Origin of the sequence: Pimelobacter simplex (assembly GCF_900114845.1) — a bacterium.
Taxonomy (GTDB): Bacteria; Actinomycetota; Actinomycetes; order Propionibacteriales; family Nocardioidaceae; genus Nocardioides; species Nocardioides simplex.
This window is the reverse complement of record NZ_FOUK01000003.1, coordinates 400709-425719: the sequence shown is the minus strand read 5'-3', so window position 1 is coordinate 425719 and position 25011 is coordinate 400709. Positions and strand designations below refer to the sequence as shown.

The following is a 25011-nucleotide window of genomic DNA, read 5'->3' as shown; positions in this document are numbered from 1 at the left end:
CTAGAGTCGATGTCGTGGACTCCGACCTCCAGCTGTTCGACACGCCGGGCTCCGGCGCGCCCTCCGGGCGGACCGGAGGCTCGCTGAGCGACTCCGCCCACGCCGCGGCGCCGCTGGCCGTGCGGATGCGGCCGCGGGGGCTCGACGAGCTGGTGGGGCAGTCCCAGCTGCGGGCGCCGGGCTCCCCGCTGCGCCAGCTGGTCGACGGCGACAAGTCGCTCTCGCTGCTGCTGTGGGGGCCGCCGGGCACGGGCAAGACGACGATCGCGTCGATCGTGAGCCAGCAGACGGGCCGGCGGTTCGTCGAGATCTCGGCGGTGTCCGCGGGTGTCAAGGAGGTGCGCGCGGCCATCGACCAGGCGCGGCGCGAGCTGGTGGCCACGGGGGAGGAGACGGTCCTCTTCGTCGACGAGGTGCACCGGTTCAGCAAGGCGCAGCAGGACGCGCTGCTGCCGGGCGTCGAGAACCGCTGGGTGACGCTCGTGGCGGCGACGACCGAGAACCCGTCGTTCAGCGTCATCTCGCCGCTGCTCTCGCGCAGCCTGCTGCTGCGGCTCCAGCCGCTGACCGACGACGACATCGCCGAGGTCCTCGACCGGGCGGTGGCCGACGAACGGGGGCTCGGAGGCGAGCTGACCCTCGAGGACGAGGCGCGGGCGCACCTGGTGCGGCTGGCCGGGGGCGACGCGCGGCGCTCGCTGACCTATCTCGAGGCGGCGGCCGGGGCGGCGACCTCCCAGGGCTCCGACGTCATCGACGTCGCCACGGCCGAGACGGCGGCCGACCAGGCGGCCGTCCGCTACGACCGTGACGGCGACCAGCACTACGACGTCGTGAGCGCGTTCATCAAGTCCATCCGCGGCTCCGACGCCGACGCGGCGCTGCACTACCTGGCCCGGATGCTCGAGGCGGGGGAGGACCCCCGGTTCATCGCGCGGCGGCTGATGATCAGTGCCAGCGAGGACATCGGCCTGGCCGATCCCACGGCGCTGCAGACCGCGGCGGCGGCCGCGCAGGTGGTCCAGATGATCGGGCTGCCCGAGGGCCGGCTCACGCTGGCGCACGCGACCATCGCGCTCGCGGTGGCGCCGAAGTCCAATGCCGTCACCACCGCCATCGGCGAGGCGACCTCCGACGTGCGGGCCGGCAAGATCGGCGCGGTCCCGCCCCACCTGCGCGACGCCCACTACTCCGGCGCGCGCGACCTGGGGCACGGCGTGGGCTACATCTACAGCCACGACGCGCCCTTCGGCGTCGCCGAGCAGCAGTACGCGCCCGACGTCGTCCTCGACGCCCGCTACTACCGTCCGACCGAGCTCGGCGCCGAGGCCGCGGTCAAGCAGCGGTGGGAGCGAGTACGCCGGATCATCCGCGGCAAGTAGGCTTGCTCGTCGTGACCAACGAGCTCGCCGTCCCGGCCTGGCTGGCCGTCGTGACCCTCGGGGGCCTGCTGGCCCTCGTGGTGGTCGTGGCGAGCCTGGTCCGGTCCGTGCGCCGGGCCCGCAGCCACACCGACGCGCTGCTCGCCGCGGCCGCCCACGACGCCGAGGCGCTGCGCGAGCAGCTGAGCGGCATCGAGGACGAGCTGCGCGCCCAGCAGGCGGCCAGCGCAGGCACGGGCCGCGGGCGGGCCCCGGTCGCCGTCGTCGACGACCGCGAGTACGTCATCACCGACCTCGGCACCGAGCGGGGCCCGCGGGTCCCCGCACGGGTGGTGCCGGCGCCGATGTTCGCCGACATCGTGCTGCGCGAGAGCGTCATCAAGACCGCCGCGCTCGCCGCCGGCCTGCGCCGCGCGCTCTCGCCCGAGGTCCGCAACCGGATCCGGTTCGAGATGAAGCGCGAGGTCAAGCGCTCCCGCAAGGAGCGCCGGCTCCTGCTCAAGCAGGCCCGGCGCGACCTCGAGGCCCGCCAGCGCGCGAGCGTGGAGGTGCCCTCGTGAGGTCGGGCCTCTGGTTCACCGTGGGCGCCGCGGCCGGCGTCTACGGCGTGGTCCGCGTGCGCCGGCTCGCCGAGGCGTTCACCCCCGACGGCATGCGCGACCGGATCGGCGCCGCCTTCGTCGGCGCCCGGATGTTCCGCGACGAGGTCGCTCGCGGCCAGGCCGAGGCCGAGATCCACCTGCGCCAGCGCTTCGACGGCGCCGACGCCGGGCCACCCCGGCTGAGCGCACCCGACGACGGCACCCGCCGTCAGCTCGCGACCCGCACCACCACGACGGCCGACCCGGCCGCCTCCGACACGGAAGAAGGCAGCACCCGATGAGCGACCGGTACCTGAGCAGCGCGGAGATCCGCAACCGGTTCCTCGCCCACTTCGAGGGGCGCGGCCACACCGTCGTACCGTCGGCCTCGCTGCTGCTGGACGACCCCAACCTGCTCTTCGTCAACGCCGGCATGGTGCCGTTCAAGCCCTACTTCCTCGGCCAGGAGACGCCGCCCTACCGGCGCGCGACCAGCGTCCAGAAGTGCGTGCGGACCCTCGACATCGAGGAGGTCGGCAAGACCACCCGGCACGGCACGTTCTTCCAGATGAACGGCAACTTCTCGTTCGGCGACTACTTCAAGGAAGGCGCCATCCAGTACGCCTGGGAGCTCATCACGGGCGACCAGGCCTCGGGTGGCCTCGGCTTCGAGCCCGACAAGATCTGGGTCACCGTGCTCCCCGAGGACGACGAGGCGCGCCAGCTCTGGAAGCAGGTCGCCGGCCTGCCCGACGAGCGGATCCAGCCCCGCGGGCTCAAGGACAACTACTGGAACATGGGCGTGCCCGGTCCGGGCGGTCCCTGCAGCGAGATCTACATCGACCGCGGCCCCGAGTACGGCCCCGACGGCGGCCCCGACGCCGACGAGGACCGCTTCCTGGAGATCTGGAACCTGGTCTTCATGCAGGAGGAGCTCAGCGCCGTCCGGGCCAAGGACGACTTCGACATCGCCGGCCCGCTGCCGAGCAAGAACATCGACACCGGCATGGGTCTCGAGCGGGTCGCCTACCTGCTCCAGGGCAAGCAGAACCTCTACGAGATCGACTCCGTCTTCCCGGTCATCGAGAAGGCGATGGAGCTCTCCGGCAAGAAGTACGGCGCCACCGGCTCCGACGCCCACCTCGACGACGTCCGCTTCCGCGTGGTCGCCGACCACGTGCGCAGCTCGCTGATGCTCATCGGCGACGGCGTCACGCCGGGCAACGAGGGCCGCGGCTACGTGCTGCGTCGCCTGCTGCGCCGCGCGGTGCGCAACATGCGCCTGCTCGGCTACCAGGACCCCGCGCTGCCCGAGCTGCTGCCGATCTCGCGCGACAAGATGGGCGAGAGCTACCCCGAGCTGGTCTCCGGGTGGGACCGCATCGCGCAGGTGGCGTACGCCGAGGAGGAGGCGTTCCGCAAGACCCTCCAGGCCGGCACCCAGATCTTCGACCTGGCCGCGGGCGAGGTGAAGCAGTCCGGCGCGACCACCATCTCCGGTGACAAGGCGTTCGCGCTGCACGACACCTACGGCTTCCCCATCGACCTCACGCTCGAGATGGCGTCCGAGGCCGGCCTGACCGTCGACGAGCCCGGCTTCCGCGAGCTGATGAGCGAGCAGCGGGCCCGCGCCAAGGCCGACGCGAAGGCGAAGAAGGGCCACCACGCCGACACCGGCGTCTATCGCGACATCCTCGACGCCAACGGCCCGACCGAGTGGCTGGCCTACGAGACGCTCGAGACCGAGTCGCGCCCGCTCGCGCTGCTGCGCGAGGGCGCGCCGGTCCGGGCGCTGGGCACCGGCGAGGTCGGCGAGCTGGTCCTCGACCGGACGCCGTTCTACGCCGAGTCCGGCGGCCAGGTCGCCGATGCCGGCGTCATCGAGTTCGCCGGCGGCAAGGTCGAGGTGCTCGACGTCCAGCGTCCGGTGCGCGGCCTGGTCGTGCACCAGGTGCGAGTGGTCGACGGCGAGCTGCCCGCCGACGCGCGCGAGCTGCACGCCCAGGTCGACCCGCAGTGGCGCACCGGCGCCCGGCAGGCCCACTCCGGCACGCACATCATCCACGCGGCGCTGCGCGAGGTGCTCGGGCCCACGGCGCTGCAGTCCGGCTCCTACAACCGGCCCGGCTACCTGCGTCTCGACTTCGGCTGGCTGAGCGCGCTCTCGCCCGAGCAGGTCCACGAGATCGAGCAGGTCGCCAACAACGCGCTGCGCGCCGACCTCCCCGTCGGCTGGCAGTACATGACGCTCGGCGAGGCCCGCGACTGGGGCGCGCTCGCCCTCTTCGGCGAGACCTACGACGACCAGAAGGTCCGCGTCGTCGAGATCGGCGGCCCGTGGTCGCGCGAGCTGTGCGGTGGCACGCACGTCGACCACTCCAGCCAGGTGGGCACCATCGTGGTCACCGGCGAGGCGTCGGTGGGCTCGGGCAACCGGCGCATCGAGGCGCTGACCGGCATCGAGGGCTTCTCCTACCTGGCCCGCGAGCGCGACGTCGTCGGCCAGCTCTCCACGCTGCTCAAGACCCAGCCCGACGACATCGTCGGCCGGGTCGGCGACCTGGTCGACCGGCTCAAGCAGACCGAGAAGGAAATCGAGAAGATCCGCCTCCAGCAGCTGCTCGCCGGCGGTGCCGCTCTCGCCGAGGGTGCGACCGACGTCAACGGCGTCCGGCTCGTGGCGCAGCGGCTCGACGGTGCGGGCGGCGGCGACGTGCGCACGCTCGCCACCGACGTCCGGGCCCGGCTCGGCGGCGACACGCCGGCGGCCGTCGTCCTGATCGGTGCCGCCGACGGCAAGGCGGCCGTGGTCGCCGCACTCAACGACGCGGCCCAGGCCCGCGGCCTCGCGGCCGGCGACCTGGTCCGTGCGGCGGTGCCCTTCCTCGACGGCAAGGGCGGCGGCAAGGCCGACCTGGCCCAGGGCGGCGGCACCGACGTGTCCCGCATCGACGAGGCGCTCGCCGCCGTGACCGCGGCGGTCGCATCGGCGTGAGGCACGGCGTCCGCCTCGGCGTGGACCCCGGGGACGCCCGGATCGGCGTCGCGCGCAGCGACCCGTCCGGCGTCCTGGCCACCCCGGTCGAGACGGTCCGCCGCGGCAAGGGCGACCTGCGCCGGATCCACCAGCTGCTCACCGCCGAGAACGCGGTCGAGGTGGTGATGGGCCTGCCCCGCTCGCTGTCGGGCGGCGAGGGTCCGGCGGCGGTCAAGACCCGGGTGTTCGCCGAACGCCTGGCGCGGCGGATCGCGCCGGTCCCGGTGCGCCTGGTCGACGAGCGCCTCACGACCGTGACCGCGGAGGCTATGCTGCGCGACCAGCGCAAGGGTGCGAAGCGTCGTGCCGTGGTCGACCAGGTCGCGGCCGTCGTCATCCTGCAGCAGGCGCTGGACGCCGAGCGTGCCACGGGGACACCCCCCGGGGAGCTCGTGACCCCGATGGACGAGGAGACGCATGACTGAGTCGGTCCTGCCGGACATGAGCCCCGAGGGCGGCGATCCGGTCCCGACCGCGCCGGGCGGACGCCGGCGCGCCAGCAAGCGCCGCTCGGGCTGCCTGCCGATCCTCCTCGTCGTGGTGCTCTTCTGCGCCATCGTCGCCTGGTTCGCCCGCGGGGCGATCGCCGACGTCAAGGACCTGCTCGCCGGGCCCGAGGACTACTCCGGCCCCGGCAGCGGCGAGGTCATCCTGGTCATCGACCCGGGCCAGTCGGTCCGCTCGATGGGCGACGAGCTCGAGAAGCTCGGCGTGGTCGCCTCGGCCGACGCCTTCGTCGACGCCGCGGCCGACAACGACCGCTCGACCGGCATCCAGGCCGGTACCTACCTGCTGAAGAAGAAGATGAAGTCCTCCGACGTCGTCGACATCCTCGTCGACCCGTCGAAGATGGCCCGCGAGACGGTGACCGTCCCCGAGGGCAAGCGCACCGACGACATCGTCAAGCTGCTCGCCAAGAACACGGAGTTCTCGGCCCGGCAATACCGCAAGGTGCTCGCCGACCCCGCCGCGCTCGGCCTGCCCGAGTCCGCCGGCGGCAACCCCGAGGGCTACCTGTTCCCGGCCACGTACGTCATCACGCCGGTCGACACGCCGCAGACGATCCTGGCCGCGATGGTCGAGAAGTGGAAGACGACCGCCGCCGGGCTCGACCTCGACGCGCAGGCCCAGAAGATCGGGCTCACCGCGCACGAGGTGCTCACCGTGGCGAGCATCCTCGAGTTCGAGGCCAGCCGGACCCAGGACTACCCGAAGGTGGCCCGGGCGATCTACAACCGCCTCGACGACGGCATGCGCCTGCAGTCGGACGCGACGGTCGCCTACGCCAACGGGCTCTCCGGAGAGGTCTGGACCACCTCCGAGCAGCGCCAGATCGACTCGCCGTACAACACCTACGCGAACGAGGGCCTGCCCCCGGGGCCGATCGGCAACCCGGGCGAGGAGACCATGAACGCGGCGCTGCACCCGGCCGACGGCCCGTGGCTCTTCTGGGTCGTGGTGAACCTCAAGACCGGCGAGACGGTGTTCTCGACGACGCTCGCCGAGCACAATGCGGCGACCGAGCGGCTGCGCGAGTACTGCCGGACGTCCGACGCCTGCTGATGCGCTGCGCGGTCGTCGGCGACCCGATCGCCCACTCGCTCTCCCCGGTGCTGCACCGGGCGGGGTACGCCGCCCTGGGCCTCGACGCGTCGTACGACGCGATCCGGGTGCCGGCCGGTGAGCTGGCCGCCTTCGTCGCCGGGCTCGGGCCGGAGTGGCGCGGGCTGTCGGTGACCGCGCCGCTCAAGCGCGAGGCGCTCGAGCTCGCCGACACGGTCAGCGCGCGCGCCGAGCTCGCCGGGGGCGCCAACACGCTGGTGCGCAGTGAGACCGGCTTCGGCTGGACGGCCGACAACACCGACCTGCCGGGCGCCACGGCCGCCGTCCGCGAGCGGTACGACGGCCCGGTCGGCGCCGCCACCATCGTCGGCGCCGGTGCCACCGCGGCCTCCACGGGCCTCGCGCTCGCCGAGCTCGGTGCCTGCACGATCCGGCTCCTGGCCCGCGACCGGGCCCGGGCCGCCGAGACCGTCGCGGCGCTGGAGCGGCACCCGGGCCTCGAGGTCGACGTCGTCCCGATCGAGGGCGGCGCGATCATCGGCGAGGTCGTCGTCTCGACCGTCCCGGCCGCCGCGCAGAGCGAGGTCCTGGTCGCCGCGACCGCCGCCGCCGCGGTGGTCTTCGAGGTCGTCTACGACCCGTGGCCGACGCCGCTGGCCGCCGCGGCCGCGGCCCGGTCCCAGCCGCTCGTCAGCGGTCTCGACCTGCTCGTGCACCAGGCGGTGCTGCAGTTCGCGATGTTCACCGGCCACGACGGACCGCTCGACGCGATGCGCGCGGCGGGCGAGCGGGCGCTCGCCGCCCGGTAGGTTCCCCGCATGGAGCTCGTCCCGGCGCTGGTGTGCGCGCTCGCCGGCGCGCTCGGCGGCCTCGCCGTCCCGCGACTGGTCGCATGGTGCCCCGAGCCGGAGCACGACCCGGCCGAGAACCCCGCCGACTACCCCGACCACGTGCCGTTCGCCGAGCTCGCGGCGCGCCCCGGGCTCGCTGTCCGGTCGGCGGTGGCGTGCGCCCTCGCGGCCGGCGTCCTCGGCCTGGTCCTCGGCTGGAGCTGGGCGCTGGTCTGGCTGGTGCCGCTGGTGCCGGTCTGCTGTGCGCTCACGGTGATCGACTACGTGACCTGGTACCTGCCGACCCGGCTGATCTGGCCCTCCGCCGCGGTCGTCGCCGTCCTGGTCGCGGGCGTCTCGGTCGTGGTCGCGGACCCGGCCGTGCTCGCGTGGTCGGCCGCCGGCTTCGTCGTGCTCGGCGGCTACTACGGGCTGATGCGGCTGCTCAGCCCGCGGGCGATGGCCGGGGGAGACGTCCGCCTCGGCGCCCTGCTGGGCCTCGCGCTGGGGCCGCTCGGCGCCGGCGTGCTCCTGGTGTCGGCACTGGCCGCGGCGGTGCTCAGCGCGCTCGCCTACGTCCCGATGCTGCTGCGCGGCCGGGCGATCCGGAACGCGGGCAGCAAGGCGCTGCTCAAGCACCGCATCCCGTACGGCCCGTTCCTCGTGCTGGGCGCCCTCGTCGCCGTCGTCGTGGGACAGGTCCTGAGCGGCTGAGGCGCCCGTGGGAGACTTCTCCCATGTTGCGCTGGCTGACCGCGGGGGAGTCCCACGGCCCCTCCCTGGTCGCGATCCTCGAGGGCCTGCCGGCCCACGTCGAGGTCACGACCGACGACATCTCCGATGCCCTGGCCCGCCGTCGTCTCGGCTACGGCCGCGGCGCACGGATGAAGTTCGAGGCCGACGAGGTCACCGTCACCGGTGGCGTCCGGCACGGCCGGACCCAGGGCGGACCGGTCGCGATCCAGGTCGGCAACACCGAGTGGCCCAAGTGGGAGACCGTGATGTCGGCCGACCCGGTCGACCCCGCCGTCCTCGAGGCCCAGGCGCGCAACGCCGCGCTCACCCGCCCCCGCCCGGGCCACGCCGACCTCGCCGGAATGCAGAAGTACGACTTCGCCGACGCCCGCCCGATCCTCGAGCGGGCCTCGGCCCGCGAGACCGCCGCCCGGGTCGCGCTCGGCCGGGTGGCCAGCAACTTCCTCGAGCAGGCGACCGGAGCCCGGATCGTCAGCCACGTGCTCGAGATCGGCGGCGTCCGCACGCCGTCCGCCGAGCTGCCCGCGCCCGACGACGTCGCCCGCCTCGACGCCGACCCGGTCCGCTGCCTCGACGCCGACGGCTCGAAGCAGATGGTCGAGCGGATCGACCAGGCCCACAAGGACGGCGACACGCTCGGCGGGGTCGTCGAGGTCGTCGTCCACGGGCTGCCCCCGGGCCTCGGATCGCACGTGCACTGGGACCGCCGCCTCGACGCGCGGCTGGCCGGTGCGCTCATGGGCATCCAGGCGATCAAGGGCGTCGAGGTCGGCGACGGCTTCGAGCTCGCCGCCACCCCCGGCTCGCTCGCGCACGACGAGATCGTCCCCACCGAGGACGGCCTGCGCCGGGTCTCGGGTCGCTCCGGCGGCACCGAGGGCGGCATGACCACCGGCGAGATCCTCCGCGTCCGCGCGGCGATGAAGCCGATCGCCACGGTCCCGCGGGCGCTGCGCACCGTCGACCTCGCCACCGGCGAGGAGGCCGTCGCCCACCACCAGCGCTCCGACGTCTGCGCGGTCCCCGCGGCCGGCATCGTCGCCGAGGCGATGGTGGCGCTGGTCCTCGCCGAGGCCGTGCTCGAGAAGTTCGGCGGCGACTCGGTGCAGGAGACCCGCCGCAACGTGCAGTCCTACCTCGACACGCTCCGGTTCAAGTGACCGCTCCCGGCGCGCAGGGGCCGCGGGCGGTCCTGGTCGGCACCATGGGCGCCGGCAAGACCACCGTGGGCCGGATCGTGGCCGAGCGGCTCGGCGTCGCCTTCGCCGACAGCGACGCGATCGTCGAGGAGCGGGCCGGCAAGGTCGTCCAGGACATCTTCGTCGAGGACGGCGAGGCCGCCTTCCGGGAGCTCGAGCGCGAGGCCGTGGCGTGGGCGCTGGCCCACCACGACGGCGTGCTCTCGCTGGGCGGGGGAGCCGTGCTCGACCCGGCCACCCGCGCGCTGCTCGCCGCGCACCCCGTCGTCTTCCTCCGGGTCGGCCTGGCCGACGCGGTCAAGCGGGTCGGCCTCGGCACCGGCCGCCCGCTGCTGCTCGGCAACGTCCGGTCCCGGGTCAAGCAGCTGCTCGACGAGCGCACCCCCGTCTACGAGGGCGTCGCCCGGATCACCGTCGAGACCGACGGCCGCGGCCCCGCCGAGGTCGCCGCCGAGATCGTCACCGCCATCGCGAGCCAGGGAGAGCCCACGTGACCGCACCGACCGTCCTCCACGTGGCCACCGCGTCGCCGTACGACGTCGTGGTCGGCCACGGTGTCCTCGACCGGCTGCGCGGGCTGCTGCCCGACGGCGTCCAGCGCGTCGCGATCATCTGCCCCGAGTCGCTCGAACACCTCCTCGAGCCCTTCGCCGACCTCCTCGACGGCCTCGACGTCGTCGTCCTGCAGGTGCCCGACGGCGAGGAGGCGAAGAACTGGGAGGTCGCCGCCGCGTGCTGGGAGGCGCTCGGCGAGGAGGGCTTCACCCGCTCCGACGCGGTCGTCACGCTCGGCGGCGGTGCCACCACCGACCTGGGCGGCTTCGTCGCCGCGACCTGGCTCCGCGGGGTCGCCGTCGTCCACGTGCCGACGACGCTGCTGGCCATGGTCGACGCGGCCGTCGGCGGCAAGACCGGCATCAACACGCCCGCGGGCAAGAACCTGGTCGGCTCCTTCCACGAGCCGGCAGGCGTCCTGTGCGACCTGGCGCTGCTCGCCACGCTGCCGCGCGAGGAGCTCGTCGCCGGCCTCGGCGAGGTCGTCAAGTGCGGCTTCATCGCCGACCCGCGCATCCTCGAGCTGGTCGAGACCACCGACCCGGCCGCGCTGACCGCCGACTCCCCGGTGCTGCGCGAGCTCGTCGAGCGCGCCGTCCAGGTCAAGGCCGACGTCGTCGCCGGCGACCTCCGCGAGACCGGCGGCGCGGGCGGCCGCCCCGGCCGCGAGGCGCTCAACTACGGGCACACCCTCGCCCACGCCATCGAGAAGGCGACCGGCTACGAGATCCGGCACGGCGAGGCCGTCGCGATCGGCTGCGTCTTCGTCGCCGAGCTCGCCGCCCGGGCCGGCGCGCTGCCTGCCGAGCTGGTCGACCGGCACCGCGCCGCCTTCGGCCGGGTCGGGCTGCCGACCTCGTGGGACGGCGCCGACTTCGACACCCTGCTCGCGACCATGCGGGTCGACAAGAAGGCGCGCGGCAACCAGCTGCGCTTCGTCGTCCTCGCGGACCTCGCCCAGCCCGTCGTCCTGGCCGGTCCGTCCGAGGCCGACCTGCGCGCGGCGTACGCGGCGATCTCGGGCGGCGCCGCATGAGCGGGCCGCGCGACGTCTACGTCCTCAACGGCCCGAACCTCGGCCGGCTCGGCCGCCGCCAGCCGGAGATCTATGGCACGACCACGCTCGCCGAGCTCGGCAAGCAGTGCGTCCGGTGGGGACAGGACCTCGGCCTCGCGGTCAGGTTCCAGCAGACCAACCACGAGGGCGAGATGCTCGACTGGCTGAACGACGCGGCCGACCGCGGGTGGCCGGTCGTGCTCAACGCGGCCGCCTGGACCCACTACTCGTACGCGCTCTTCGATGCGTGCGCGCAGCTCGAGGCGCCGCTGGTCGAGGTGCACATCAGCGCGCCGTCGAAGCGGCCCGAGGAGTTCCGTCACACCTCGGTGGTGACGCCGCACGCGGCCAGGGTGATCGAGGGGCAGGGCATCGACGGCTACCGGCAGGCGCTGGTTTTCCTTGCAGAGGGCGGCGCCCAGTAGGATTGTCCGTCGGCCCGGCTGCGGGCCTCGCTCTTGGACACCTCAACAGAAGGCTGGCGCATGGCAACGACGAACGACCTCAAGAACGGCATGGTGCTGAACCTGGAGGGCCAGCTCTGGCAGGTGGTCGAGTTCCAGCACGTGAAGCCGGGCAAGGGTCCCGCGTTCGTCCGCACGAAGCTCAAGCACGTCGAGACGGGCAAGAACGTCGACAAGACCTTCAACGCCGGCACCAAGGTCGAGACCGCCACGGTCGACCGCCGGTCGTTCCAGTACCTCTACAACGACGGCAACAACTTCGTCTTCATGGACGTCCAGGACTACGACCAGCTCGAGGTCGACCCGGCGATCGTCGGCACCGCCGCCGGCTTCCTCCTGGAGAACCAGGAGGTCATCCTGGCCACCAACGAGGGCCGGGTGCTCTTCATCGAGATGCCCGCCTCCGTCGAGCTGCTCGTGTCCTACACCGAGCCCGGCGTCGTCGGCGACTCGGCCACCGGCCGGACCAAGCCCGCCACGCTCGAGACCGGCGCCGAGATCCAGGTCCCGCTGTTCATCGAGCAGGGCGAGAAGATCAAGGTCGACACCCGCGAGGGTGGCTCCTACCTGAGCCGTGTGAAGGGCTGATGGGAGCCCGGACCAAGGCCCGCAAGCGCGCCCTCGACGTCCTCTACGCCGCCGACCTGCGCGGCGAGTCGGGCGTCGAGGCGCTCGAGCGCGTCACCGCGGAGGCCGAGGCCCCCGCGAACCCCTACACCGCCGTCCTCGTGCGCGGCGTCTCCGAGCACCAGGCCCGCATCGACGAGGTGCTCGAGGAGTTCTCCACCGACTGGAGCCTGACCCGGATGCCCGCGGTCGACCGCAACGTCCTCCGGATCGGTGTGTGGGAGCTGCTCTGGGCCGACGACGTGCCGGACACCGTCGCCGTCACCGAGGCGATGACGCTCGTGCGCGAGCTCTCGACCGACGAGTCGCCGGCCTTCGTGAACGGGGTGCTCGGCGCGATCCAGCGGAAGAAGTCCACGCTCGTCTAGGAGCACCGGGTGGCCGTCCGCGCGACGGCGACCGACGACGCCTGGCTATTGGCGCCGGTGGAAGCGGACCGCACCGCTGCTCAGCCACTCGTGGGCGTAGGCCGGGTCGTGGATCCGGTGATGGTGGTGCGGGCAGAGGCACGCGGCGTCGTCGACGGTGGTCGACCCGCCCTGGGCCCACGGGGTGCGGTGGTGGATCTCGCACCAGGCGGCCGGCGTGGTGCAGCCCTCGGCGCGGCACCCCCGGTCGCGCAGCCGGATGGCCTTGCGCTGGGCCGGTCGGTGCAGGCGCTGCGCCCGGCCGAGGTCGAGGACCTCGCCGCGGCCGCCGAGCACGACCGGCAGGAGGGTGGCCTGGCAGGCGAGCCGTCGGGCGTCGGTGGCGCTGATCTCGCCCTCGCCGTCGGCGGCGAGGACGCCGGCCGTGGCCAGCTCGCCGCGGACCTGGTCGAGGGTCATGGTGACGAAGACCGATGTCGCGTCGCCACCGTGGAGCGGCAGGCCGTCGGGATCGATGTTCTCGAGCAGCGCGGCCAGGGCGTGGGCGTACGCGCGGTGGCGCGGGACGCGGCGTCCGTCGACGAGCGGGGCGTCGGTCGGCGAGGTGGCCTCGTCCGGCCGGCGGCGCGGTGAGGTGTAGGCCTGGAGGTAGTGCTCGAAGCGCTGGGCGACCGGCGTCGGGAGCACACCCCAGAGCCGGGTGCGGCCGTTGCCGAGGTCGCGGAACCGGAGCGAGGCCCGCTCGCGCGCCCGGCGCTCCTCGGCCTCGAGCCGGGAGCCCTCGGCGGCCTCGGCGCCGTCGGGGTCGAGGACCTCGAGCAGGCGGCGGGTGAGCCGGCGCAGCTCGCGCGGGCGGAAGTCGGCGCAGTAGCCGACGAGCTCGTGCTCGGCGGCGGCGGCGACGGCGTCGTCGACGTCGCCGGGCAGGTCGTCGAGGCCGTTCAGGATGATGTGCGCCTGGGCCGGCGAGACGGTGCCCGCCCGCATGCCGGCGGCGAGCTGGGGATGCTGGTCGAGGGCCTTGGCGAGGTGCCGGTCGGCGCGTGCTGCCTTGGTGTCGAGCTGCGCGGCGCTGGAGAGCCAGGCGGCGGAGTCGCGCGCGCCGGACTGGTCGCCGACCTCGTCGGCGCCGGCGAGCACCCGCAGCCGCAGCTCGTGGACCATCGACTCGACCTGGGCCAGCCGGACCAGGGCCGTCTGCTTGTCGGCCGTCGTCATGAACACCGGCTCGACGTGGGCGACCTCGCGGAGGGCGTCACCGAGTGCGTCGACACAGACCAGCACGGGGTGCGGGGGAGCGAGAGTGGCGGCGGACAAGGGGACCTCCTGAGGACAGGCGCGACAAAGGATCTGTCGCTCTGTCAGGAGGCACCTCTTCGGGTGCAGCGATGCACTGCCTCTGGCTGAGGCGCGTCTTGTCCTGCGGAGCTCGACCTCAGGACCCGGGACCACCACGAGCGCCCCGCCATCAGCCGTGCGGGCACACTAGCACACGTTCGAACAGATGTTCTAGTGGCTTTCGCGACGAGTTCCCGCGTGCCAGGCTGTCGCCATGCCGGATGCTGCTGAGAACGAGGTCGATGTCGTCGTCATCGGGCTGGGGCCGGGCGGCGAGCACGTCGCCGCCTCGCTCGCCCGCGCCGGGCTCGAGGTGGTCGGGGTCGACCGCCGCCTGGTCGGGGGTGAGTGCCCCTACTTCGGGTGCATCCCCTCGAAGATGATGATCCGGGCCGCCGACGCGCTCGCCGAGGCCCGCCGGGTGCCGGCGCTGGGTGGGGCGACCGAGGTCCGGGCGAGCTGGACGACGGTCGCCGACCGGATCCGGGACGAGGCGACCGACGACTGGGACGACCGGGTCGCCGTCGAGCGGCTCGAGAAGGCGGGGGCGCGCTTCGTCCGCGGGCACGGCCGCCTCGACGGGCCCAGGCGTGTCGTCGTCACCACTGCCGACGGCGAGGTGGCGATCACCGCGCGGCGCGGCGTCGTCCTCAACACCGGCACCGAGCCGGCCGTGCCGCCCATCCCGGGGCTGGCCGGCACGCCGTACTGGACCAACCGGGACGCCGTGCGCGTCCGCGAGCTGCCCGCGAGCCTCGCCGTCCTCGGCGGTGGGGCGATCGGCTGCGAGCTCGCCCAGGCGTTCGCGCGCTTCGGCGTCGAGGTGAGCGTGATCGAGGCCTTCGACCGGATCCTCGGTCCCGAGGAGCCCGAGGCCAGCGCTGTCGTTCGTGCGGCGCTCGAGGCCGAGGGCATCACGGTCCGCACCGGCGTCGGCGTCACCGCGGTCGCCCACGAGGGCGCGTTCAGCATCGGCCTCGCCGACGGCACGTCGGTCGGCGCCGACGCGCTGCTCGTCGCGGCGGGCCGTCGTACCAACCTGGGGGACATCGGCCTCGACACCGTCGGCCTCGACCCGGCGGTGCGCGCGCTCGACGTCACCCGCCGGATGCGGGTCAAGGGCACCCGGGGCCTGTGGGCGATCGGCGACATCACCGGCAAGGGCGCGTTCACGCACATGTCGATGTACCAGGCCGATCTCGTCATCCGCGTGCTCACCGACGACGGCAAGCCGCGCGCCGACTACCGCGCCGTCTCGCGGGCGACGTTCACCGATCCCGAGGTCGGCTCGGTCGGGATGACCGAGCAGCAGGCCCGCGATGCCGGCCTGCGGGTGGGCGTCGGGCTGGCGAAGCTCCCGGAGTCGAGCCGCGGCTGGATCCACAAGGTCGGCAACGAGGGCCTGATCAAGGTCGTCGCCGACCTCGACCGCGACATCCTCGTCGGGGCGACCGCCGTCGGGCCGTCCGGCGGCGAGATGATCGGCATGCTCGTCACCGCGATCCACGCGCGGGTGCCGTTGGCGACCCTGCGCGGCATGCACTTCGCCTACCCGACCTTCCACCGGGCGATCGAGACCGCCCTCGGCGACATCAGCTGAGGGCGGCGGCGGCGTCGGCGGCGGGGGACCGCGCGGCCCGCCGCCGGTCCCACCAGGCCCAGCCCGCCATCACGACCACGACGAGCAGGGCGCCGGCGATCTCGTCGATGACGTAGTGCTCGGCGTAGTAGACCAGCGAGAACAGCATGCTGGCGGGGTAGAGCAGCACGGTCCAGCGCCACGGGCTCGCGAAGCGCGCGATCACCCACCAGGCGATGAAGATCGCCAGCGCGGAATGCAGCGAGGGCATCGCCGCGACCTGGTTGCCGATGGTCGAGACGTTCTGGTGCGCGGTGGTCGTGCTGCCCGCCGAGGCGGTGAGGTCGAACCAGCCGCGGCCGGTGATCCGGGCGACGTCGTCGGTCAGGTAGCCGTCACGCGCGGCCATCCACGGCGGCGCCATCGGGTAGAGGACGTAGCAGATCACCGACAGCGAGATGATCACGAGGTAGCGGCGCATGAAGTAGACCCACTCGTCGCGCTTGCGCTTCCACAGCACCGCGCCGATGGCGAGCGCGGCAAAGAAGTGGGAGTAGTAGACGGTCGTGAGCACGACGTCGTACCAGCGCGGGGCCAGGGACTGCCGGCACGGCACGCCGCACAGGTGCTCCTGCAGGAACTGCGTCGGGAGCGTGCCGCCGAACAGCCAGCGATCGGCCTCGATCGGCTCGGTGAAGTGCACGCTGAAGATGCCGAGGTCGTCGGAGACGCCGCGGCTGTAGAGGTAGAAGAGCAGCACCACGAACGGCGGCCACCAGTCGCGCAGGAAGGCCAGGTGCTCGCGCACCGGACGGCGCACGTCCCAGGCGACCGTGGCCAGCCAGAGGATGAGGACCACCTGGTAGCCCTGCCGGGGCAGGCCCTCGACCTGCATGTAGACGACCAGGCCGACGACGAACGCGAGCGCGCCCAGCACGCGGACGACGTCGACGCGCGGCAGGTCCGACCGCACCGCCTCCGCTTCACCGCCCGTCATCACGACCTCCGGGAGGGAGAGTAGCCGGTGACCTCGCTCACCCAGGGGGATGGGCCCGGATCGGGTGCCGGGTGCCGGGTACCTGGGGTCCACGGCCGCGCCTGGCGCGGCACCGACACCGAAGGGAGTGGAGCAGCATGGGTCTCGACGACAAGCTCAAGAACACCGCCGAGGAGAAGATCGGTGAGGCCAAGGAGGCCACCGGCAAGGCGACCGACGACAAGGACCTCGAGGCGGAGGGCAAGGCCGACCAGGCCAAGGGCGCCCTCAAGCAGGCCGGCGAGAAGGTGAAGGACGCCTTCAAGTGACGTCGGCATGACGTGCCGGGCCCGGGGTGGTGCGAACCACGCCGGGCCCGGTTCCCGTCAGAGCCCCGGGAGTCGGTAGAGTCGGCGCAGCAACATCCTTTAACGAGCCGTCCTGTGAGGCGGAGAAGGAGGTTCCGTCAGTCTTGCCTGCACAGCAGACTCCGGAGACGCCCGCGAGCACGGGCCGCGTCGTTCTCGACGCCGGCGACATCAGCCGGGCGCTGATCCGCATTTCCCACGAGATCCTCGAGCGCAACAAGGGCGCCGAGGATCTCTTGCTTCTCGGGCTCCACACGCGCGGCGTCCCGCTCGCCCACCGCATCGCCGCGAACATCGCCGACGTCGAGGGGACGACGGTCGCGACCGGCGAGCTCGACGTCACGATGTACCGCGACGACCTGCGCTCCCACCCGACCCGCACGCCCCACCGCACCCAGGTGCCGGCCGGCGGCGTCGACGGCAAGACCGTCGTCCTGGTGGACGACGTGCTCTACTCCGGCCGCACCATCCGGGCCGCGCTCGACGCGCTCTCGGACCTGGGCCGCCCGGCCGTCGTCCGGCTGGCGGTGCTGGTCGACCGCGGCCACCGCGAGCTGCCGATCCGCGCGGACCACGTCGGCAAGAACCTGCCGACGGCGCGCAGCGAGCGGGTCAGCCTGCGGTTGGTCGAGACCGACGGCGAGGACGAGGTGCGGATCGCATGAACAAGCACCTCCTCAGCATCGACGACCTGAGCGCCGGCGACATCGAGCAGCTCTTCACCACGGCGGCCGAGATGCACGACGTGCAGCGGCGCGAGGTCAAGAAGCTTCCCGCGCTGCGCGGGCGCACCGTCATCAACCTGTTCTTCGAGGACTCCACCCGGACCCGGTCGAGCTTCGAGATCGCCGGCAAGTGGCTCTCGGCCGACGTGATCAACCTGTCCGCCAAGGGCAGCAGCGCGAGCAAGGGCGAGTCCCTGCGCGACACCGTGCTGACGGTGACCGCGATGGGCGTCGACGGCCTCGTCGTGCGCCACGGCGCGAGCGGTGCGGCCGAGCAGATCAGCCGGTGGATCGACGTCCCGGTGATCAACGCCGGCGACGGCACCCACGAGCACCCCACCCAGGCGCTGCTCGACAGCTACACGCTGACCCGCAAGCTCGGCTCGCTCGAGGGCAAGCACGTCGCGATCGTGGGCGACCTGACCCACAGCCGCGTCTTCCGCAGCAACGTCAAGTGCCTGGCCAAGCTGGGCGCGACGGTCACCGTGGTGGCGCCGCCGACGCTGATGCCGGCCGGCGTGGGCGACTGGTCCAAGACGGCGGGCTTCGCGACGTCGTACGACCTCGACGCGGTGCTGCCGAGCGCCGACGCGGTGATGATGCTCCGCGTCCAGCGCGAGCGGATGAGCGGCGGGTTCTTCCCGACCGCGCGTGAGTACACGGTCGGCTACGGGCTCACCCGCGACCGGCTCGCCGTGCTGAAGCCGGGGACGCCGATCCTGCACCCGGGCCCGATGAACCGCGGCCTGGAGATCTCCGCGGACGCCGCCGACGCGCTCGACTCGGTCGTCCTCGACCAGGTCTCCGCCGGCGTCGCCGTCCGCATGTCCGTGCTCTACCACCTGCTGGCGGGGGAGGAGACCAAGTGACCGCCTCGACCCTGATCAAGGGCGCCACCCTGCCCGACGGCACGACGACCGACGTCCTCGTCCAGGACGGCGTCATCGCCGAGCTGGGCGCGGTGAAGGCCACGGCCGACCGCACCATCGACGCCGACGGCCTGCGCCTGCTGCCCGGCCTCGTCGACCTGCACACCCACCTGCGCGAGCCCGGCCGCGAGGACGCCGAGACGGTGCTCACCGGCTCGCGCGCGGCCGCGGTGGGCGGTTTCACCGCCGTCCTCGCGATGGCCAACACCAGCCCGGTGACCGACACCGCCGAGGCCGCCGAGCGGGTCTACGACCTGGGCCGCGCGGCGGGCCTGGTCGACGTCCAGCCCGTCGGCGCGGTCACCAAGGGCCTGGCCGGCGAGGAGCTCGCCGAGCTCGGGCTGATGGCCCGCAGCCGGGCCAAGGTGCGGGTCTTCTCCGACGACGGCAAGTGCGTCCACGACCCGCGCGTCATGCGGCGCGCGCTCGAGTACGTCAAGGCGTTCGGCGGCGTGGTCAGCCAGCACAGCCAGGACCCGTCGCTGGCCGGACCGACCGCCTGCTGCCACGAGGGAGAGCTCTCGGGACAGCTCGGCCTGCCCGGCTGGCCCGGCGTCGCCGAGGAGGTCATCGTCGCCCGCGACGTGATGCTCGCCCGCCACACCGGCAGCCGGGTCCACGTCGCGCACGTCTCGACCGCCGGCAGCGTCGAGGTGGTCCGCTGGGCCAAGGCGCAGGGGATCGCGGTGACCGCCGAGGTCACCCCGCACCACCTGCTGCTCACCACCGACCTGCTCACCGGCTACGACCCGACGTTCAAGGTCAACCCGCCGCTGCGTCCCGACGAGGACGTCCGGGCGCTGCGCGAGGCGCTGGCCGACGGCACCATCGACGCCGTCGCCACCGACCACGCGCCGCACGCGCGCCACGACAAGGAGCACGCCTTCGTCGACGCGGCGTTCGGCATGCTCGGGCTCGAGACGGCGCTGCCGGTCATCACCACGGTGATGGTCGAGAACGGCCTGCTCGACTGGGCCGGCGTGGCCCGCACGATGAGCGTCAACCCGGCCCGGATCGCCGGTCTGGACGACGTCCACGGCCGTCCGGTCGCCGTCGGCGAGCCGGCCAACCTCACGCTCGTCGACCCGGCCGCGAAGGTCGTCGTCGACCGCGCCGCCAGCGTCTCGCTGAGCCGCAACAACCCCTGGCACGACCGCAAGCTCACCGGACGGGTGGTCGCCACGCTGCTGCGCGGCACGCCCACGGTGCTCGAAGGAGCTCTCGCATGACCACCGCTGCACTGCCCGCGCTGCTCGTCCTCGAGGACGGGCGCACCTTCCACGGCGAGGCCTACGGCGCCGAGGGGGAGACCTTCGGCGAGGCCGTCTTCAACACCGGCATGACCGGCTACCAGGAGACACTGACCGACCCGTCGTACCACCGCCAGGTGGTCGTGATGACCGCGCCGCACATCGGCAACACCGGCGTCAACGACGAGGACCCGGAGTCGAAGCGCATCTGGGTCGCCGGGTACGTCGTCCGCGAGCCCGCGCGCATCCCGAGCAACTGGCGCTCGCGCCGCACGCTCGACGACGAGCTGCGCGCCCAGGGCGTCGTCGGCATCTCCGGCATCGACACCCGGGCGCTGACCCGGCACCTGCGCGAGCGCGGTGCCATGCGGGTGGGCATCTCCACGGTCGAGACCGACCCCGAGGCGCTGCTGGCCCGGGTCAAGGAGTCGGCCGAGATGAGCGGCGCCAACCTGTCCGAGGCGGTCTCCACCGGCGAGGCCTACGTCGTGCCCGCGCAGGGCGAGAAGCGGTTCACCGTGGCCGCGCTCGACCTCGGCATCAAGGACATGACGCCCTACCGGATGAGCGAGCGCGGCATCGAGGTCCACGTCCTGCCCGCCACCGCGAGCATCGACGACGTCCTGGCCGTGCAGCCGGACGGCCTGTTCTTCTCCAACGGCCCCGGCGACCCGGCCGCCACGACCGGCCAGGTGCAGCTGCTGCAGCAGGCGCTGGAGCGCGAGCTGCCCTACTTCGGCATCTGCTTCGGCAACCAGCTGTTCGGGCGGGCGCTCGGCTTCGGCACCTACAAGCTGAAGTACGGCCACCGCGGCATCAACCAGCCGGTGATGGACCTGACCACCCGCAAGGTCGAGGTCACCGCGCACAACCACGGGTTCGCCGTCGACGCCCCGGTCGGCGAGCCCACCGAGACGCCCTACGGCGTCGCGACGGTCAGCCACGTGTGCCTCAACGACGACGTCGTCGAGGGACTCGAGCTGCGGACCGCCGACGGCAGGCTCAAGAGCTTCTCCGTCCAGTACCACCCCGAGGCCGCTGCCGGCCCGCACGACGCGGCGTACCTCTTCGACCGCTTCACCACGCTCCTGGAGGAGAACGCCTGATGCCGAAGCGCGAAGACATCAAGTCCGTCCTGGTCATCGGCTCCGGCCCGATCGTGATCGGCCAGGCCTGCGAGTTCGACTACTCCGGCACGCAGGCGTGCCGGGTGCTCAAGGAGGAGGGCCTGCGGGTCATCCTCATCAACTCCAACCCGGCCACGATCATGACCGACCCGGAGTTCGCCGACGCGACGTACGTCGAGCCGATCACGCCCGAGTTCGTCGAGAAGATCATCGCCAAGGAGCGCCCCGACGCGATCCTGCCGACGCTGGGCGGCCAGACCGCGCTCAACGCCGCGATCGCGGCTCACGAGAGCGGCGTCCTGGAGAAGTACGGCGTCGAGATGATCGGCGCCTCCTTCGAGGCCATCCACCGCGGTGAGAACCGCGAGCTGTTCAACGCCATCGTGCACAAGGTCGGCGGCGAGGTCGCCCGCTCGTTCGTGTGCCACTCGATGGACGAGGTCGAGAAGGCCGCCGGCGAGCTGGGCTTCCCGGTCGTCGTCCGCCCGTCGTTCACCATGGGCGGTCTCGGCTCCGGCATCGCGTACGACGGTGCCGACCTGCAGCGGATCGCCGGTGCCGGCCTGTCCGCCAGCCCCACCACCGAGGTGCTGATCGAGGAGTCGATCATCGGGTGGAAGGAGTACGAGCTGGAGGTGATGCGCGACAAGGCCGACAACGTCGTCATCATCTGCTCGATCGAGAACTTCGACCCGATGGGCGTCCACACCGGCGACTCGATCACCGTCGCCCCGGCGATGACGCTGACCGACCGCGAGTACCAGCACCTGCGCGACCTGGCGATCGGCATCATCCGCGAGGTCGGCGTCGACACCGGCGGCTGCAACATCCAGTACGCCGTGAACCCCGCCGACGGCCGGGTCATCGTCATCGAGATGAACCCGCGGGTCTCGCGCTCCTCGGCGCTGGCGTCCAAGGCGACGGGCTTCCCGATCGCCAAGATCGCGGCCAAGGTCGCGGTCGGCTACACGCTCGACGAGATCCCCAACGACATCACGAAGGAGACGCCGGCGTCCTTCGAGCCGAGCCTCGACTACGTCGTGGTGAAGGTCCCGCGGTTCGCGTTCGAGAAGTTCCCGACGGCCGACCCGACGCTGACCACCCACATGAAGTCGGTGGGCGAGGCGATGGCGATCGGGCGCAGCTTCAGCGAGGCGCTCAACAAGGCGCTGCGCTCGCTCGAGAACAAGCACGCGCCGTTCGACTGGGCGGCCCCGCTCGGCGACAAGGCCGCCCTGCTCGAGGGCACGAAGGTCCCGCACGACGGCCGGCTCCAGGAGGTCATGCAGGCGATCCGCGCCGGCGCGACCCAGGACGAGGTCCACGACGCCACCAAGATCGACCCCTGGTTCGTCGACCAGCTCTTCCTGATCGACGAGATCGCGCAGAAGGTCGCCGCGGCCGAGGCGCTCGACGCCGGCGCGCTGCGGCTGGCCAAGCGGCACGGGCTCTCCGACCTGCAGGTCGCGCAGATCCGGGGGATCTCCGAGGCCGAGGTCCGCGCGGCGCGCCACGCCACCGGCGTCCGCCCGGTCTACAAGACCGTCGACACCTGCGCGGCCGAGTTCGCCGCGCAGACGCCGTACTACTACTCCTCCTACGACGAGGAGTCCGAGGTGCAGCCGCGCGCCGAGGGCAAGCAGGCCGTGATCATCCTCGGCTCCGGGCCCAACCGGATCGGCCAGGGCATCGAGTTCGACTACTCGTGCGTCCACGCCAGCCTGGCGCTGGCCGAGGCGGGCTACGAGACGATCATGGTCAACTGCAACCCCGAGACCGTCTCCACCGACTACGACACCTCGGACCGCCTCTACTTCGAGCCCCTGACGCTCGAGGACGTGCTGGAGATCTACGAGGCCGAGAAGGCCGCCGGCCCGATCGCGGGCGTCATCGCGACGCTCGGCGGGCAGACCCCGCTCGGCCTGGCGCAGGGCCTCCAGGACGCCGGCGTCCCGATCGTCGGCACCAGCCCCGAGGCGATCGACCTCGCCGAGGAGCGCGGCGCCTTCGGGCGGGTGCTCGCCGAGGCCGGCCTGGTCGCGCCCAAGCACGGCACGGCGGTGTCCTACGAGGACGCCCAGGCGATCGCGCACTCCATCGGCTACCCGGTGCTCGTGCGTCCGTCGTACGTGCTGGGCGGGCGGGGCATGCAGATCGTCTACAGCGACCAGGCGCTCGAGGCGTACATCAACGCCGCGACCGAGATCAGCCCGGACCGCCCGGTCCTGGTCGACCGGTTCATCGACGACGCGGTCGAGATCGACGTCGACGCGCTCTACGACGGCACCGAGCTGTTCCTCGGCGGCGTGATGGAGCACATCGAGGAGGCCGGCATCCACTCCGGTGACTCCTCGTGCGCGCTGCCGCCGATCACGCTGGGCGACGCCGAGATCGACCGGATCCGCGCGGCCACCGAGGCGATCGCCAAGGGCGTCGGCGTTCGCGGCCTGATCAACATCCAGTTCGCGCTGGGCGCCGACGTGCTCTACGTGATCGAGGCCAACCCGCGTGCCTCGCGCACGGTGCCGTTCGTCTCCAAGGCGACGGGTACGCAGCTCGCCAAGGCCGCGGCCCGGGTGATGCTGGGGGAGTCGATCGCCGAGCTCCGCGCCAACGGCGGGCTCCCGGCCGAGGGCGACGGCGGCTCGCTGCCGTCCGGTGCGCCGATCGCGGTCAAGGAGGCAGTGCTGCCGTTCAACCGGTTCCGCACCAAGGACGGCCAGTTCGTCGACACCGTGCTCGGCCCCGAGATGAAGTCGACCGGTGAGGTGATGGGCTTCGACGCCGACTTCGGTACGGCGTTCAGCAAGTCCCAGGCTGCCGCCTACGGCCCGCTGCCCACCTCGGGCAAGGTCTTCATCTCGATCGCCAACCGCGACAAGCGCACGATGGTGTTCCCCGCGCGGGTGCTGGCCGACTACGGCTTCGAGATCCTCGCGACCCAGGGCACGGCCGAGGTGCTGCGCCGCAACGGCATCCAGGCGACCATCGTGCGCAAGCACTTCGAGGGCCCCGGCCCCGACGGGCAGCCGACGGTCGTGCAGATGATCCTCGACGGCGAGATCGACCTGATCGTCAACACCCCGCACGGATCGACCGGCGGCGGCGACTCGCGGGTCGACGGCTACGAGATCCGCTCGTCGGCGGTGCTCACCGGGACGCCGTGCATCACGACGGTCCAGGGTCTGGCCGCGGCGGTGCAGGGCATCGCCGCGATCCGCGCGGGCTCGGTCGGCGTCCGCTCGCTCCAGGAGTGGAACGCCGCCGCCGAGGCCGCCCGGTGACGCTCTACGACAAGGTCTTCGACCACCTCCTGGTCAAGATGGACGCCGAGAAGGCGCACCACCTGACCTACGACGCGCTGCGAGCCGGGGGACCGGTGCTCTCCCGGGCACCGATCCCCGGCCGCGCGCCGGTCGAGGCGATGGGCCTGACCTTCCCCAACCGGCTGGGGCTCGCGCCGGGCTTCGACAAGAACGCGCGGGTCTACGACCGGATGGGTGCGTTCGGGTTCGGGCACGTCGAGATCGGCACGGTCACCGCGCTCGCGCAGCCGGGCAACCCGAAGCCGCGGCTGTTCCGCCTGCCCGAGGACCGCGCGATCGTCAACCGGATGGGCTTCAACAACGACGGCTCGGCGGTCGTGGCGGCCCGGCTCGCCAAGCGCCGCCGCGGCGACCTGGTCCTCGGCGTCAACATCGGGAAGTCCAAGGTCGTCCCCGACGACGACCAGGCCGCCGTCGAGGCCGACTACGAGACGTCGACGCGCCGGCTCGCCCCGCACGCGGACTACCTGGTGGTCAACGTGAGCTCGCCCAACACCCCCGGGCTGCGCAACCTGCAGGCAGTCGAGAAGCTCGCCCCCCTGCTGCGCCACGTCCGTCGCACGGCTGACGAGGTGACGGCCGCCCCGATCCCGCTGTTGGTGAAGATCGCGCCCGACCTGTCCGACGACGACGTGCTCGCCGTCGCCGACATGGCGCTCGACCTCGGCCTGGCCGGCGTCATCGCGACCAACACGACGATCTCGCGCGAGGGGCTGCGCACGCCGTCGGCGAAGGTCGAGGAGGTCGGCGCGGGCGGGCTCTCCGGGGCCCCGCTCACCGAGCGCTCCACCGAGGTGCTCCGGCTGCTGCGCGGGCGGGTCGGCGACCGGCTCACGCTGATCGGTGTCGGCGGCATCAGCACGCCAGAGCAGGCCGCGGCGCGGGTCGCGGCCGGCGCGGATCTCGTGCAGGCCTACAGCGCGCTCATCTACGGTGGCCCGATGTGGCCACGACAGATCCTCAAGGCGCTGTGA

24 protein-coding genes are annotated in these 25011 nt (G+C 72.8%); 22 read left to right on the top strand and 2 right to left on the bottom strand.

What is annotated here, in order from left to right; genetic code table 11:
* Positions 1–14 precede the first annotated feature (14 nt).
* From BM223_RS14755 to nusB, 14 genes are read left to right on the top strand one after another with little or no spacing between them, the layout of a single operon-like run.
* Positions 15–1382, top strand: a complete 1368-nt coding sequence (locus tag BM223_RS14755; RefSeq protein WP_038679325.1) for a replication-associated recombination protein A — start codon at positions 15–17, stop codon at positions 1380–1382.
* 11 nt (positions 1383–1393) lie between these two features.
* On the top strand, positions 1394–1942 hold the full coding sequence (locus BM223_RS14750) for a hypothetical protein (protein ID WP_141267285.1): 549 nt from the start codon (positions 1394–1396) through the stop codon (positions 1940–1942).
* Positions 1939–2265 (top strand): DUF6167 family protein, encoded by a 327-nt coding sequence (locus BM223_RS14745; protein ID WP_038679321.1) that lies wholly within the window; start codon positions 1939–1941, stop codon positions 2263–2265. Before BM223_RS14750 ends, BM223_RS14745 begins: the two co-directional genes overlap by 4 nt.
* Positions 2262–4958, top strand: a complete 2697-nt coding sequence (alaS, locus tag BM223_RS14740; RefSeq protein WP_235318906.1) for an alanine--tRNA ligase — start codon at positions 2262–2264, stop codon at positions 4956–4958. Before BM223_RS14745 ends, alaS begins: the two co-directional genes overlap by 4 nt.
* Positions 4955–5425: a Holliday junction resolvase RuvX gene (gene ruvX, locus BM223_RS14735; RefSeq protein WP_038679319.1), complete on the top strand. Its 471-nt coding sequence runs from the start codon at positions 4955–4957 to the stop codon at positions 5423–5425. Before alaS ends, ruvX begins: the two co-directional genes overlap by 4 nt.
* The gene (mltG, locus tag BM223_RS14730; RefSeq protein ID WP_038679317.1) at positions 5418–6563 is read left to right on the top strand and encodes an endolytic transglycosylase MltG; all 1146 of its coding nucleotides are present in this window, start codon (positions 5418–5420) and stop codon (positions 6561–6563) included. The genes ruvX and mltG overlap by 8 nt, the downstream gene beginning before the upstream one ends.
* Positions 6563–7372, top strand: a complete 810-nt coding sequence (locus tag BM223_RS14725; protein ID WP_052138695.1) for a shikimate dehydrogenase — start codon at positions 6563–6565, stop codon at positions 7370–7372. Before mltG ends, BM223_RS14725 begins: the two co-directional genes overlap by 1 nt.
* Before the next feature lie 9 nt (positions 7373–7381).
* The gene (locus tag BM223_RS14720; protein WP_038679315.1) at positions 7382–8107 is read left to right on the top strand and encodes an A24 family peptidase; all 726 of its coding nucleotides are present in this window, start codon (positions 7382–7384) and stop codon (positions 8105–8107) included.
* 23 nt (positions 8108–8130) lie between these two features.
* Positions 8131–9309: a chorismate synthase gene (gene aroC / locus BM223_RS14715; protein WP_038679313.1), complete on the top strand. Its 1179-nt coding sequence runs from the start codon at positions 8131–8133 to the stop codon at positions 9307–9309.
* The gene (locus BM223_RS14710) at positions 9306–9842 is read left to right on the top strand and encodes a shikimate kinase (protein WP_038679311.1); all 537 of its coding nucleotides are present in this window, start codon (positions 9306–9308) and stop codon (positions 9840–9842) included. The genes aroC and BM223_RS14710 overlap by 4 nt, the downstream gene beginning before the upstream one ends.
* A complete protein-coding gene (gene aroB / locus BM223_RS14705; protein ID WP_038679309.1) occupies positions 9839–10939 on the top strand; it encodes a 3-dehydroquinate synthase in 1101 nt (366 codons plus the stop codon). The genes BM223_RS14710 and aroB overlap by 4 nt, the downstream gene beginning before the upstream one ends.
* Entirely contained in the window at positions 10936–11385 is a 450-nt protein-coding gene (locus BM223_RS14700) for a type II 3-dehydroquinate dehydratase (RefSeq protein ID WP_038679308.1), read from the top strand. The genes aroB and BM223_RS14700 overlap by 4 nt, the downstream gene beginning before the upstream one ends.
* Before the next feature lie 60 nt (positions 11386–11445).
* Entirely contained in the window at positions 11446–12012 is a 567-nt protein-coding gene (efp, locus tag BM223_RS14695; RefSeq protein WP_038679307.1) for an elongation factor P, read from the top strand.
* On the top strand, positions 12012–12419 hold the full coding sequence (gene nusB / locus BM223_RS14690; protein ID WP_038679306.1) for a transcription antitermination factor NusB: 408 nt from the start codon (positions 12012–12014) through the stop codon (positions 12417–12419). The genes efp and nusB overlap by 1 nt, the downstream gene beginning before the upstream one ends.
* Positions 12420–12464: 45 nt before the next feature.
* Here nusB and BM223_RS14685 read toward each other — a convergent pair whose 3' ends face one another.
* Positions 12465–13736 carry an HNH endonuclease signature motif containing protein gene (locus tag BM223_RS14685; protein ID WP_052138693.1) on the bottom strand — a complete coding sequence of 424 codons (1272 nt, stop codon included), beginning with the start codon at positions 13734–13736 and terminating at the stop codon, positions 12465–12467.
* 235 nt (positions 13737–13971) lie between these two features.
* On the opposite strand from BM223_RS14685, the gene BM223_RS14680 reads away from it, so the two are divergent.
* Complete coding sequence (locus BM223_RS14680; protein WP_038679304.1) at positions 13972–15357, top strand: dihydrolipoyl dehydrogenase family protein; 1386 nt, start codon at positions 13972–13974, stop codon at positions 15355–15357.
* Here the strand turns inward: BM223_RS14680 and BM223_RS14675 are convergent.
* A complete protein-coding gene (locus BM223_RS14675) occupies positions 15350–16333 on the bottom strand; it encodes a phosphatase PAP2 family protein (RefSeq protein WP_052138692.1) in 984 nt (327 codons plus the stop codon). The genes BM223_RS14680 and BM223_RS14675 overlap by 8 nt on opposite strands.
* A 137-nt stretch (positions 16334–16470) precedes the next feature.
* On the opposite strand from BM223_RS14675, the gene BM223_RS14670 reads away from it, so the two are divergent.
* From BM223_RS14670 to BM223_RS14640, 7 genes are all read left to right on the top strand, one after another.
* A complete protein-coding gene (locus tag BM223_RS14670) occupies positions 16471–16641 on the top strand; it encodes a CsbD family protein (RefSeq protein WP_038679302.1) in 171 nt (56 codons plus the stop codon).
* A gap of 143 nt (positions 16642–16784) precedes the next feature.
* Positions 16785–17345, top strand: coding sequence for a bifunctional pyr operon transcriptional regulator/uracil phosphoribosyltransferase PyrR (pyrR, locus tag BM223_RS14665; RefSeq protein ID WP_038679301.1), 561 nt, complete (start codon positions 16785–16787; stop codon positions 17343–17345).
* On the top strand, positions 17342–18274 hold the full coding sequence (locus tag BM223_RS14660) for an aspartate carbamoyltransferase catalytic subunit (RefSeq protein WP_038679299.1): 933 nt from the start codon (positions 17342–17344) through the stop codon (positions 18272–18274). Before pyrR ends, BM223_RS14660 begins: the two co-directional genes overlap by 4 nt.
* Positions 18271–19563, top strand: coding sequence for a dihydroorotase (locus BM223_RS14655; protein ID WP_038679297.1), 1293 nt, complete (start codon positions 18271–18273; stop codon positions 19561–19563). Before BM223_RS14660 ends, BM223_RS14655 begins: the two co-directional genes overlap by 4 nt.
* A complete protein-coding gene (carA, locus tag BM223_RS14650) occupies positions 19560–20690 on the top strand; it encodes a glutamine-hydrolyzing carbamoyl-phosphate synthase small subunit (RefSeq protein ID WP_038679295.1) in 1131 nt (376 codons plus the stop codon). The genes BM223_RS14655 and carA overlap by 4 nt, the downstream gene beginning before the upstream one ends.
* A complete protein-coding gene (gene carB / locus BM223_RS14645) occupies positions 20690–23995 on the top strand; it encodes a carbamoyl-phosphate synthase large subunit (protein ID WP_038679293.1) in 3306 nt (1101 codons plus the stop codon). Before carA ends, carB begins: the two co-directional genes overlap by 1 nt.
* A complete protein-coding gene (locus BM223_RS14640) occupies positions 23992–25011 on the top strand; it encodes a quinone-dependent dihydroorotate dehydrogenase (protein WP_038679291.1) in 1020 nt (339 codons plus the stop codon). The genes carB and BM223_RS14640 overlap by 4 nt, the downstream gene beginning before the upstream one ends.